We start from the raw sequence: 11,607 nt of genomic DNA on the forward strand, positions 1-11,607 counted from the left end.
AATTTTTGTTATTTTTTTGGTTTGGAATTTCACATTTTCATATAGGAATAAGAGGATATGAAGAAAAAAACGACAAAATAATATTCATTGATAAAGAAACAAATAATTTACCTGAAAAAATGAAATGGAGAGATTGGAATACATACACCATTGATTATGGTGATTTTTTGAATAATTACAATCCAAATTTACAAGAATGTATTGAAAGTGAAACCTGTCAAATAAAAAAAGATATTGATAAAATAATTAATTTTTTTAAAGAACAATAAACCTATCTTTCCTCTCTAAACCCGCCACAATATAACACTTATCAAGTTACAATTAAAAAAAAGGCTAAAAATGGGATTTTCATTTGTTTTGCAGGATAGTGATATTTATTATTTGATTTTCTTAGATAGATGTTATGTAAATATTACGACTTTTGAGAAAAAAGAAAATAAGTTTTATGAAGTTGAAAATGAAAATATTAAAAAATTAATAAATTATTTTGAAGAGATAGTATATTCCAAAAAATATTCCCGAAAAATTTTAGATTTCAAAGCTTCATTACTAACTTTCGATGTGCCAAAAGAAGCAAAAGATAAATTAGGAGTTGAATTTTGTTCTCATTTTATAAGGGATTATGATTTGCAATTTTTATATCAGGATATTTACGCAAAACATTATATTCCAAATTGGAAGGTCATTGAAAGTAAAGAAAAAAACTTTTTTATCCGGCCAAAGTTGTTTCCTTTTTATATTAGCCGTCTTGACGTAATAATAGATGAAAATTATGATATTTATTACAAAAGCAAAAAAATTACTCCACAAGATGTTTATGAATTAGAAGAAGAGTATAAAAAAAGTTTAATTCCAAAACTAAATAAAAAAAGTAAAATTTATGATGCTTTAATGAATGATTTAAAAAAGAGATATTACAAAACAAAAAACATTATTAAAAAGATGAATTTATGGGATTATAACTTAGATGCTCATATAGAATTTTTTAATATAGCAGGTGATGTTATATTTGAAGAGTGGATACATTTTGAGCATTACGATTTAAGTCCTTGCAGTTTAAAAATCTACGGACTTGATATGGAAGTTAATTATATTTTATGGAGGCTTATTGACGCTTATGGGTTAAGAGCAGTAACCGCAAAACTCGATGTATGGAGTGAAGTAAAGACGGATTTGCAAAAAAGTTTCAGAATTTAATAAAACCTGCCACAATAGAGCTTTCTGTTTCTTATAATTTTAAAGGCAAAGGAAGTTCCTTAAATACGATACAGCTACAGATACTTCCCGCCGGGGCTAAAAGAGGTTCCTTTTATGGTGGTTTTTACCTCTCAGCCCCTAAAACATTAAAGGAAAAATATGAATATTCAGGAGTTTTCATATAAAAGATACCAAAAATTCGTATATGAGAATGAAATAAATGAAAATTTTGAAGATTTATATCCGTTTGTTATTAAAAATATAGATAAATTCTCCAAAAAAAGTTTAATTTCAATAAAAAAAGTCTTAAACAGTGAAATTACAAAAGCCAGAACTTCAAAAACCTTTTCAATCTTTAAAAAAATTAAAAACACTCCTGATGAAATTAGAATTTTCAAACAGATTTTACACTATATTTCCACATATGGTCTTAATTTACAAGGGGAAAATGTTTATATTGACAATCCTTATTTCAAACAGATTGAAAAAGAAGCCATAATTATTGAAAGTATGCCGATTGAAGAGTTTAATAACAGAGTAATAAAAGATTTATACACAACTTTACAATGGAGTGATGAAGAAATTGAATTTATAAAAAATTATATTTCAAATCTCAATATTGATATTGCTTTAATTTCTTCAAAAGAAGTGAGATATGTTTTGTATAAGCAATTATCAGTAATTCCGAAAAACGTTGATGAATTTTTCGGATTTTTAAACTACATAGCAACCGGTAAAACGCTTTTTGTTAAAAACAAAAAAACTGTTGAAAAATTTAAACAAAACAAAGAAGAAATCATCAATCAAATCCAACTATATATAAACAATTACGGAATTATTCCGCTTTGTGAAAATTTTAACAGATTTAAAACATTGTTCCTTGCAGTTAAAGAATCAAATAAAAAGCTAATTAATAAAATTTCAAAACTCAGTAAAAAACATCATAAACCTTATCGCCTGCCCGATTATTTACTAATCACCAAGAGCATTAAAAAAAGCAGCTTTCATATGACTAAATTTTTAAATATTATTGAAAATATGGATATAAGTTATTTGACAAAACTTTATAACGCCGTTAATTACAGAATTTACTGCATTGAAAACAGCATCGAACACGGGTTTTATAAAATAAGAAACGGTAAAATTTTTATACAAAAAGAAAAATTCGGCAATACTGAAAAATATTTAAAAGTTAAAAACATTTTGTTAAATAGAATCAAAGAAAAAGTTTTATTAAATATGAAAGAAAAAAATTTAGTCTCGATTTTGAGGAAATAAAAGATTACGCAGTGCCTGTCAGTGGAAAACAGTTTTTAGGTAATGTGCCTTTTGGGTCTAAAATTACCGGATTTAACGTAATTGGAATATACTGGCACAATGTAGGAAAAGAAAGAATTGATTTAGATTTCAGCGCCACAAATGAAAAGATAAAAATCGGCTGGGACAGTGAATGGAAAGGAAAAAATATAATATTCAGCGGTGATATGACGGATGCTCAAAATGGTGCGAGTGAAAGTTTTTATGTAAAAAAAGGAATTTATAGTTTCAAAATAAATTATTTTTCCCCATGTACAGTAAAAGTTGATTATACTTTATGGTTTGGCAGATTGGAAAATGTTACAAATAAAAAAGACTTGCCAAATACAAGTATGGTGGATGATTTGGTATTTAAAACAAACGATTTTTTAGACGGTTTGACAACCCATAAGGTAGTCGGTTTATATGTAAACGGTGATTTTTACATTGGTAACTTTTTGCTGCCAAACAGCAATATTTCTTTTAAAGATGATGAAAATGTTTTAAAATCCCTTGAAGCGTATTACAAAACAACACTTAAAATCAGAGATTTGCAGCTATCACCTGATTTTCCTATAAAAGAGCCAACAAAAGACAACCTTCTATCTATTTTTTCATAATAATTTAAAATAATCCGCCACAATAGAAAACTATTTTGTTTATAATTCAAAAAAAAGGAGTTGTTGTGCGTAGAAATAAAAAAGATTTCAAAGAACTAATAAAAAGAACTACTGGATTACAAATTATAAAAAAATATAACGAACTCGATGAAATACCTAATATTGAAAATTTTAAACATTTTATAAATTGTGAAATCAGTCCTGATATTTGTCCTATGACATGGGAAGAACTTGAAAAAGTTGAAGAAAAAGACGAAAAAAGATTTTGTAAATTTTGTAAAAACTTTATTTATAGAGTTGATGATGAAGAAACGTTGAAAAAATATCAAAACAAAGGAAAATGTTTAGCAATTAATGAAAAAATACTTGAAAAATTATATGGTAAATGGGATGAGGAAATTATAGAAAATTTTCAAAAAAGAATCCTAATCTCAAAATTATTTTTATTGTTTAAAACAAAATATACAAAACAATGGCAAAATTTTAAGGCACAAAACTTTGATTATGAACAAATTTTAAAAGAAATTATAAAAATGATTTTAAACAACGAAATTGATTTTAAATATTTTATTGAAAATGATTTAGACTTATTTGAAGTTTTAGATATAATTTTTAAATATATAGATGATAAAAATCTAAAAAAAGAGTATGAATCTAAAAAAGAAGAATTACAAGAGATATACAGCTTAGATTCATTAGAATATATCTTTGACAAAACCAAAAATTAAAGATATTTATCATAAGGAAAAAATTATGAATTTAGAAACATTATTTCAAAAGTGGGAAAAAGCTTATAAAAAAAACGGAATTAATGAGCCTTTTGTGAAAGACGGAATTGTTGATAAGGACAAATATAAAGGTATTGTCTGGTTATTGAGAGAAACTAATGATTATGATGGAAATTTAGCTAATTTAATAAAAGATTGCATTGACAATAAAGAAAATCATAAAATATATTGGAAAACCCCTCAAACACATTATAAAGAAAGCATAGCTGTATATTCGTTATTAAATCATAGTTCACCTAATAATGAAATTAAAAAATATAAAATAGACGGACTTAAATATGCAGCGGTTGTAAATATTAAAAAAATTTCAGGAGATAATAAATCTGATTATGAAGAAATTGTTGAACATTTAAAAACATATAAAAGTTTTTTGCAAAAAGAAATTGAATTATTGAATCCAAAAGTAGTAATCGTCGGGGGAATGAGAGGGAAAAAAAGAATCAAAAATATATTAACGGAACTTTTTGAGTTAGAAGAAAAAGAAAAATTTATATATAAATCAAACAGTCACGATATTTTATTTTTAGAAACATATCATCCCTCATATTCTGCAATAAAGTGGGATGATTGGATAAATTTTTTTAAAAAAGTTGGTAAGAATTATTTAAAGTAATTTTTTACATTTTAAAATTAAATAAAATTTTGCTTCCTTACTTCTTTTTCACAATCTGCCATAATAGAATTTTTTTGCTTATATAATCCTTCAAAAAAGGACAAAAAATGCGTTCTTTTGTTGTTGAAGATGAAAAATATTATTACCGTGTATGTATAAAAAAAGGATACACTAACAAATATTTGCAATGAGATGAAAATAACGCCTCATGTGACATGTATAAAAAAAGTTTTAGAATTGGATATTTTAACTTTTGGTGATTTTATGAGTGTTATAAGAAGAAGTAAATTTTATGAAATTAATTCATGTATTAACTTAATAGAAGAATTAAAAAACGAAATTGAAATTAAAACAAATTCAAATAAAAAAATAGGATTACTTTAAACCCGCCATAATAGAGTAAAAAAAGTTTTATAATCCAATAAAAAAGGAAATACAATGATTCAAAATATTACCAAAATAAGTGAAAGAGTGTTTGATTATTTTTTATTTCAACATAAAAAAATCTCTTCCCCTAAAAATTTGTATTTGATTTATTTCAATTTAAACAAAGTCATTGAAGATTCTAAATTGGTCGCTAATCATTATCTTGCTTTAAGATTTGATGAAGAGTTTTTACAAAATTCTTCACTTGGGACTCCTCAGGATAAATGGAGATATTTTTTGAATAAAGATTTGGAACGTTTAAACAATACCGCAAAAAAATATCTTTTAATGCTAACAGGCTTATCGTTTGATAATGATACGCTGCAGGAAACTTTTATATATGACTTTTACAATTGCAAAGGATATTGTGATTTTGTAAAACGACGTTATGATATAGGAAGCATCCCTCCTAGCTCATTGTATTTATTACAAAATGTATTAAATACCGACTTTAAAGATAAATCAGCTTATTACTATATTGAAAAAAGAAACAAAATCGATTTAAGCTCATACGAAAATAGAGTTAAACTAAAAGAAGAAATATTAAAAGAAGTGGAAAAATTAGAAGATTTAAGAGATAAAACATCAAAATATATAAGAAAAAAATTCACTATTGATGATTTATTATTTAAAGAAAAAAAATGAGAGAAATAGTAAAAACTTTAACATCATTTAACAGGTTTTATCAAAGTCAAGAGATTTTTAAAGCACAAAAATTTATTGAAAATGAATTTAAAAAATTAAACCTGCCTGTAAAACTTCAACCGATACACACCGAATTTAGTACATTCTATAATGTAATAGCCACACTTAATCCTCAAAAGAATAAAAAAATCACTATTTCAGCCCATTATGACACTTACAAAGATTATCCGGGAGCGGATGACAACGCAAGCGGAATTGCGGGAGTTATTGAATGTGCAAAAAGGTTAAAAGATGAAAATTTAGATATTTCAGTTGATTTTGTGGCTTTTTGTTTGGAAGAGCCTCCATTTTTTAATACCGATAAAATGGGAAGTTTTGTATATGCGAAATCCATAAAAGAAACTAATACAAATTTTTTAGGAGTAATAGTTTTTGAAATGATAGGATATTACGGCGAAAACCAGATGATACCTGATGAATTTAAAAGAATTATTGATTCAAAAAAAGGAGATTTTATCGTAAATGTAGCAAATGATAATAGTAAAGAGTTTTTAAATAAACTTAATTTAAAAGCAAACAACTTAAAAAGCTATAATTTAGTTACTGATAATCAACTTGCCGAAATGTCCGATAACAAAAACTTTTGGAAATTTGGACTAAATGCGATAATGATAACAGATACCGCATTTTTAAGAAATCCAAACTACCATACTCCAAACGATACGGCAGATACTTTAAATTATGAGAATATGAGTAAAGTTGTGGATATGGTTGTGGGAAGTATTAAAAAATTAAATAAAGAAGACTAAATGCACACAATAATTGCCTTTATTGTTCCAATTAAAAATTGTAATAAATATTTGTTAATCTTTAAGAAATCAAAAAAACAGATTATCCATTATGCATTATTTAAAAAAATTAAAAATACAATTATCAAAATTTCAGGAATAAATTTTGAAAAATATGACCAGGTTCCACGTTGTAGATTTAATTTTAAACCTATGACTTTATATATTCCGAATAATTTTGAAATAACTCAAGAAGGCATTAATTATATTTTAGACAGATTTGGTTTTGAAAAAGAAATGTCTAATATTAAAATAAAAAAAACAGTAGCTGAAAAATTAAACAATAAATTTAATTTAAATTTTACTGAATTTTATAAAGGAAAGGATGAGCATGGAAATAATTAAATCGTTTAATGAGCTTTTAAAAATGAGTAAAAAGCTTAATGATGAATCAAAAAATACAAAATTACTAATAAAAAACTTAAACAACATTGATAAACAAAAATTTAAAAAAATCTTTTCTTTTAATATCGTCATATTGTTTTTTAAAGTATAACAATTATTGCTATTATAAGTTTTACTCACACCAAAACTTTTAGCATTTCTAATACAATAATTTAAATAATTAACAATGTTTTTTTCATCTTTTAAGCTGTTGTTTTCTAAAAAGGTTTTTAAATTATTGATAACATATTTTTTCTTTTGACGCTTTTTTGAATCACCGATATTCATTGTATCTATATAATTTAAAAAATCTTCAATATATAAAGAAAAACTTAATGGTTCTTCTTTTTTTTCCTCTTCACTTAATAAAAACTCATTTATAGCTTTGTTCAATTTTTTTAAGTTTTTAATTTTATAGTTGTTGTTTACAATTACAATATCAGCAGTTCCGATTTTTTCATATTTTTTATTTTTATAAATAAAAATATTCACGTTATAAGAATTGCTTTTTTTACTAAATCTGATATCTATTCTAATATTATTAAAATTTTTTTGAAGTCTCTCTTTTTTCTCTCTTTTAGCTCTTTTATATAGTTTTAAAATATCATTTTCCTTCAACATAACAATACCTTAATTTGTAAAATTTGGTAAATTTTTGGTAAATTATTTTACTAAAATTACCAAAAAAATAGCAAATAATAAAAATTTAAAATATTGAATTTTGGGCACTTCTAAGAAAAGAAGCTGAAAAATGGCTTTTAAGAGAGCTCATAAAGATGTCCTTTTTCAAGATGAATCTGTCTGTAGTTTATATTAAACGTCTGTGGAAGCGAATGTGACGCTATAAGAACGGTTATCTCTTTTTCCCTGTTGGCCATAATAAAAAGATCCATAACAAGGTTGGCCGAATATTCGTCAAGCCCGGATATCGGCTCATCCGCCAGAATCATTACCGGATCATGTATAATCGCCCTCGCAATCGCGGCCCTTTGCTGCTCCCCTCCGCTGAGTTCCGCCGGATATTTGTCGAGTTTATGGGAAAGTTTTACTTTGTTAAGAAGTTTCATAGCCTCGTTCTCCGCCGTTTTTTTATCTATTCCGGCTATCAGCATAGGAAGCATAACGTTTTTAAGAATCGTCCATTCCGGTATCAGTTTGTAATCCTGAAAAACGACCCCTATGTATTTTCTAAGATACGCCAGCCTCGATTTTTTTATTTTATAAAGCTCTATTCCTCCGACATTCAAAGAACCGCTCAGTATCGGCACTTCCCCGTAAAGAGATTTTATAATCGTCGTCTTACCGCTGCCGCTGACACCTGTTAGGAAAACAAAGTCTTTCGTATATATTTTAAAATCGGCGTTTTTAATAACAGGTTCTTTTTTATATCCCGTACATAGTTTTTTAGCCTCTACGAGTACACCCATTAAAAATCCTTTTCAGTTCCGAATGAGCCTTGTAATTGTCCTTTATGGGGGCCGGGGGTTTAAAATATTCGGGTTTGTCCTTATTTATTATATACACGTGTTCGGGTCTGTTGAAATTCCCTATGGTCGCCCTTACCAGTTCGCTTTTTTCATCTATTTTAAAAACCCTTTCGATATGAATCACAAAATCGTCATACACCTTGGGCTTAAAATCGAAATTACCGAGCCTGCATTCGAAAGAAAAATCAAACTCCTCATTCCTTTCCGGGGAAATTTCATAACTGTACATATATATGTCGTAAATGTTTTTATTCATTTTTTTCCATCTGTCCTCATATTTGCTTGAAATTTCGTAAGGCATATTCTTTCTTATTTTAAGTTCCGTTTTTTCAAATTCCATAAACTCGTTAAACGAATATTCGAAATAGTTTTCACTGTCCGTTCTTAAGTGCAAAAAGCCGCCTTTTTGCAGCGTTCTTAAAGACTCGCTTATAAAATCTTTGTTTATAACCCTTCTGTGAGGTTTTTTATCCCACGGCACCGGGAAATGAACGTAAATCGAATGGAGTCCGTTTGAGGGTATTTTACTTAATATTATCCTCGCATCGTGATTTATGATTCTTATATTGGTTATTTTTTCATGAACGCATCTTTTTAACACCTGCTCTATCGAAGGCTTGTGTATTTCTATTCCGAGCACTATTTTGTCCGGATACTTTTTGGCAAGATGTATAAGATGCCTGCCGCTTCCGAAACCGACCTCCACAATGTCTATTCCGCTCAGATCATCGGTGATGCTAAGCATATTTTTATCCGGTATTTTCTCTTTTATCCCTGATATGTTCTCAAATATAACTTCCGATTCGTTAAGTTTTGCAAAAGCGGTATACGCCTTTTTAAGTTCGCTTAAAAGCGGTCTTGTTATTTTGTCGTATTTAACCAAATATCCGTTCTCTTTTTCTGTTATCTTAATCAAAAATTTAGCCAAAGAAGTTTTAACGCCGATTAAGGGACCGGCACGGAACATAAACTCCACATCGTCGATTCTAACCGGAAAATCAAGTTTCTTAATATTGTTAATAACTATATGCGGCATTAAAAATCAACCTCCACACTGTTCGGTTTGGAAACAAGACCGTATTTGTCCACCGCGTAAATTTCATAAGTGTAAGAATGTTTGTGTTTCAAATCCTCATCTGCAAATTTATCCGAATTGACGATGAATTTTTTCTCCTTGGTATTGAATACGTTGCCCTCTTTTTTAACGATTATATATTTAACCGCTCTGTTGTCAGGACTTGAAAGAATAAATTCCACACCGCTTTTAGTAATGTTCGTAGAAATAAGCGGTTTTGCCGGGGCGGGAAGGGTCTGTCCCATAATTTCCGGTGATTTGCTGAGCATAGATTCCGTGTCGTGTACGCTCACCGCCGTTACCTTATAAAACCTTTTATACCCGTCTTTGTCTATTTTATCCGTATAAACGGTTTTGTTCGTTTCGGCTAAGGGGGTGTATCCGAACCCTAAAAAGCCTCTGGTATATATTTTGTAATATTTCACATTTTTAAGTGGCGCCCATGTCAAAACTATTTTTTTAGGCAGATTGTGCGTTACCTTCACATTTTGAACGACCGGGGGTTTGGGATAAGTCGAAACTATAAGGGCATTGGACGGAGCCGACTTGAGCGAGTCGAACGTATACGCCGTAATTCTGTATTTGTATATTTTACCGTCCTGAAGCCCTTTGTCTATATACTCCACATTATATCTCGGGGAGAGGTCGGCAAGTTTTTCCCATTTTGCGTTTTTATCGTTAAACCTTTCGATAATGTAGCCGGCGACCCTTTCGTTCGGATGAGGCCTATAAATAATTTTAACCTCCCCTTTTTGCAGAGGTTTGATTTCAAGCGGTATCACCGGTGCGATTGTGGGCAGGGTTTTTTGAGAAACCTCTTTTGCAAGTGAAGGAACCTTGTTTTTGTCAAAAGTCGCTATTCTGTACTTATAAAGTGTGGAAGGGGTCAGACCGGTATCTACAAAGAGTGTCCTGTATGGGTTGTCGACAACTTTAATCATAACCCATTTTTTAAGCTTTTCGTCATATCTTTGTATATAATATCCGCTGATGTTTTTTACCGGATTCCACTTCAAAGCCACGGCGTTCCTGTCGGGATAAGCGCTGAAAACGGTTACCCTCGGCAGATTGGGATTGGATTTAGGAGCCGGTTTTTCATTTACCGCACAGCCCGTTATAAGCAGCAAAAATATCAGATAAAGACTCAGTTTTTTCATTTTCATATCCTTTTGGAACGTATTTTTTAAAATCGTCAAACATAGGTGCAATTATACTAAGTTTTTTACCGTCGGGACGGGTTAAATACAATTCTCTCGCATGAAGCATAACCCTTTTTACGCTTTGTTCCTTTTTCCCGTACAGCCTGTCACCTATTATATACCTGCCGATACTGTTTATATGCACCCTTATCTGATGCGTCCTTCCCGTAAAAAGTTTTGCCGCAGTAAAATTTTCAAAAATGGGAACAAAAAGTGTTTTCGCTTCCCTCCCCCCGCCGATACAAGCCATTTTCAGCCTGTTTTTAGGGTTTCTCCCGATAGGCTTATTTACGCACACCGCCTCTTTTAAAGGATGGTTTAATATCATTAAATAATATCTTCCCATCGATTTGTCTTTTAGCTGCCGGCTTAAAAATTCATGGGTTTTGTTGTTTTTAGCTATTACCAAAGCCCCGCTCGTTTCCTTGTCGATTCTGTGTACAATCCCGTATCTTTCCTCCCCGGCGACGGTGGAAAGCGTATAGTTTTTCTTTTTAAGCCAGTCGACGACGGTTGCTTCTTTCACGGAGGGAGCTGGATGCACCACTATGCCCGGCGGCTTGTTTATCACAAGTAGTTCTTCATCTTCATATAAAACGGGAATGTCAAAATCCGCATCGTAAAGAGGCGCCAAAATGGGGGCCGTTTTCAGTTTCGCCTCCACGACATCCCCTTTTTGCAGTTTAACCCCTCCTTTTTTTATTGTGTTTCCGTTTACTTTTACGCCCAGATTTTTTATCAAATGTTCTATCTGAGAGCGCGGAACGTTTAATTTGCCGCTTAAAAATTTATCCACCCTTTCGTTTTTATCCGCTATATATTTTTTTAACAAACATCCCCTTTTTTTACTAATTATAACATATTCGGCTTTTACATTCAGGCACTGACCGAATAAGGAATAAAAGTTGCTTTTTATTGAAAAAAAGGTTATTCAATGAAAGTAGGTACAGATAAAGGTAAAAGATATAGACCATACAAAAGAATGAGTGATGAGGAAAAAGAAATGATTTTTAAATTATATGAAGAAAA

The 11,607-nt window shown here is 29.7% G+C and carries 15 protein-coding genes; 10 read left to right on the top strand and 5 right to left on the bottom strand.

Annotated features, from left to right (window positions below):
* The 10 genes from ACXJIE_RS07535 to ACXJIE_RS07580 form a co-directional block, all read left to right on the top strand.
* On the top strand, positions 1–269 hold a 269-nt coding region (locus tag ACXJIE_RS07535; RefSeq protein WP_456480356.1), incomplete at its 5' end, for a hypothetical protein.
* Positions 270–339: 70 nt separating this feature from the next.
* Positions 340–1,197 carry a hypothetical protein gene (locus ACXJIE_RS07540; protein ID WP_456480357.1) on the top strand — a complete coding sequence of 286 codons (858 nt, stop codon included), beginning with the start codon at positions 340–342 and terminating at the stop codon, positions 1,195–1,197.
* A 159-nt stretch (positions 1,198–1,356) separates the two neighbouring features.
* Entirely contained in the window at positions 1,357–2,475 is a 1,119-nt protein-coding gene (locus ACXJIE_RS07545; protein WP_456480358.1) for a hypothetical protein, read from the top strand.
* Between the two features lie 11 nt (positions 2,476–2,486).
* Positions 2,487–3,113, top strand: coding sequence for a hypothetical protein (locus tag ACXJIE_RS07550; RefSeq protein WP_456480359.1), 627 nt, complete (start codon positions 2,487–2,489; stop codon positions 3,111–3,113).
* 65 nt (positions 3,114–3,178) lie between these two features.
* Positions 3,179–3,841 carry a hypothetical protein gene (locus ACXJIE_RS07555; protein WP_456480360.1) on the top strand — a complete coding sequence of 221 codons (663 nt, stop codon included), beginning with the start codon at positions 3,179–3,181 and terminating at the stop codon, positions 3,839–3,841.
* A gap of 25 nt (positions 3,842–3,866) precedes the next feature.
* Complete coding sequence (locus ACXJIE_RS07560; RefSeq protein WP_456480361.1) at positions 3,867–4,514, top strand: uracil-DNA glycosylase family protein; 648 nt, start codon at positions 3,867–3,869, stop codon at positions 4,512–4,514.
* Between the two features lie 192 nt (positions 4,515–4,706).
* Complete coding sequence (locus tag ACXJIE_RS07565; protein ID WP_456480362.1) at positions 4,707–4,898, top strand: hypothetical protein; 192 nt, start codon at positions 4,707–4,709, stop codon at positions 4,896–4,898.
* A gap of 54 nt (positions 4,899–4,952) precedes the next feature.
* Entirely contained in the window at positions 4,953–5,585 is a 633-nt protein-coding gene (locus ACXJIE_RS07570) for a hypothetical protein (protein ID WP_456480363.1), read from the top strand.
* Positions 5,582–6,394 carry a M28 family peptidase gene (locus ACXJIE_RS07575; protein WP_456480364.1) on the top strand — a complete coding sequence of 271 codons (813 nt, stop codon included), beginning with the start codon at positions 5,582–5,584 and terminating at the stop codon, positions 6,392–6,394. Before ACXJIE_RS07570 ends, ACXJIE_RS07575 begins: the two co-directional genes overlap by 4 nt.
* On the top strand, positions 6,395–6,778 hold the full coding sequence (locus ACXJIE_RS07580; protein ID WP_456480365.1) for a hypothetical protein: 384 nt from the start codon (positions 6,395–6,397) through the stop codon (positions 6,776–6,778).
* On the opposite strand, the gene ACXJIE_RS07585 is transcribed toward ACXJIE_RS07580, so the two are convergent.
* From ACXJIE_RS07585 to ACXJIE_RS07605, 5 genes are all read right to left on the bottom strand, one after another.
* Positions 6,728–7,438 (bottom strand): hypothetical protein, encoded by a 711-nt coding sequence (locus ACXJIE_RS07585; protein ID WP_456480366.1) that lies wholly within the window; start codon positions 7,436–7,438, stop codon positions 6,728–6,730. The two genes, ACXJIE_RS07580 and ACXJIE_RS07585, sit on opposite strands and share 51 nt — an antisense overlap.
* Positions 7,439–7,575: 137 nt before the next feature.
* The gene (locus ACXJIE_RS07590) at positions 7,576–8,244 is read right to left on the bottom strand and encodes a cell division ATP-binding protein FtsE (protein ID WP_456480367.1); all 669 of its coding nucleotides are present in this window, start codon (positions 8,242–8,244) and stop codon (positions 7,576–7,578) included.
* Positions 8,222–9,340, bottom strand: a complete 1,119-nt coding sequence (gene trmB, locus ACXJIE_RS07595) for a tRNA (guanosine(46)-N7)-methyltransferase TrmB (protein WP_456480368.1) — start codon at positions 9,338–9,340, stop codon at positions 8,222–8,224. Before trmB ends, ACXJIE_RS07590 begins: the two co-directional genes overlap by 23 nt.
* Positions 9,340–10,536 (bottom strand): hypothetical protein, encoded by a 1,197-nt coding sequence (locus ACXJIE_RS07600; RefSeq protein ID WP_456480369.1) that lies wholly within the window; start codon positions 10,534–10,536, stop codon positions 9,340–9,342. Before ACXJIE_RS07600 ends, trmB begins: the two co-directional genes overlap by 1 nt.
* Positions 10,475–11,410 carry an RluA family pseudouridine synthase gene (locus tag ACXJIE_RS07605; protein ID WP_456480370.1) on the bottom strand — a complete coding sequence of 312 codons (936 nt, stop codon included), beginning with the start codon at positions 11,408–11,410 and terminating at the stop codon, positions 10,475–10,477. The genes ACXJIE_RS07600 and ACXJIE_RS07605 overlap by 62 nt, the downstream gene beginning before the upstream one ends.
* Positions 11,411–11,607 lie beyond the last annotated feature (197 nt).

It is taken from the genome of Nautilia sp., assembly GCF_053994455.1.

Coding starts and splice junctions, on each gene's coding strand:
- ACXJIE_RS07540 (WP_456480357.1), top strand. CDS start 340: ATGGGATTTTCATTTGTTTTGCAGGATAGTGATATTTATTATTTGATT.
- ACXJIE_RS07545 (WP_456480358.1), top strand. CDS start 1,357: ATGAATATTCAGGAGTTTTCATATAAAAGATACCAAAAATTCGTATAT.
- ACXJIE_RS07560 (WP_456480361.1), top strand. CDS start 3,867: ATGAATTTAGAAACATTATTTCAAAAGTGGGAAAAAGCTTATAAAAAA.
- ACXJIE_RS07565 (WP_456480362.1), top strand. CDS start 4,707: ATGAAAATAACGCCTCATGTGACATGTATAAAAAAAGTTTTAGAATTG.
- ACXJIE_RS07570 (WP_456480363.1), top strand. CDS start 4,953: ATGATTCAAAATATTACCAAAATAAGTGAAAGAGTGTTTGATTATTTT.
- ACXJIE_RS07575 (WP_456480364.1), top strand. CDS start 5,582: ATGAGAGAAATAGTAAAAACTTTAACATCATTTAACAGGTTTTATCAA.
- ACXJIE_RS07580 (WP_456480365.1), top strand. CDS start 6,395: ATGCACACAATAATTGCCTTTATTGTTCCAATTAAAAATTGTAATAAA.
- ACXJIE_RS07585 (WP_456480366.1), bottom strand. CDS start 7,438: ATGTTGAAGGAAAATGATATTTTAAAACTATATAAAAGAGCTAAAAGA.
- ACXJIE_RS07590 (WP_456480367.1), bottom strand. CDS start 8,244: ATGGGTGTACTCGTAGAGGCTAAAAAACTATGTACGGGATATAAAAAA.
- trmB (WP_456480368.1), bottom strand. CDS start 9,340: ATGCCGCATATAGTTATTAACAATATTAAGAAACTTGATTTTCCGGTT.
- ACXJIE_RS07600 (WP_456480369.1), bottom strand. CDS start 10,536: ATGAAAAAACTGAGTCTTTATCTGATATTTTTGCTGCTTATAACGGGC.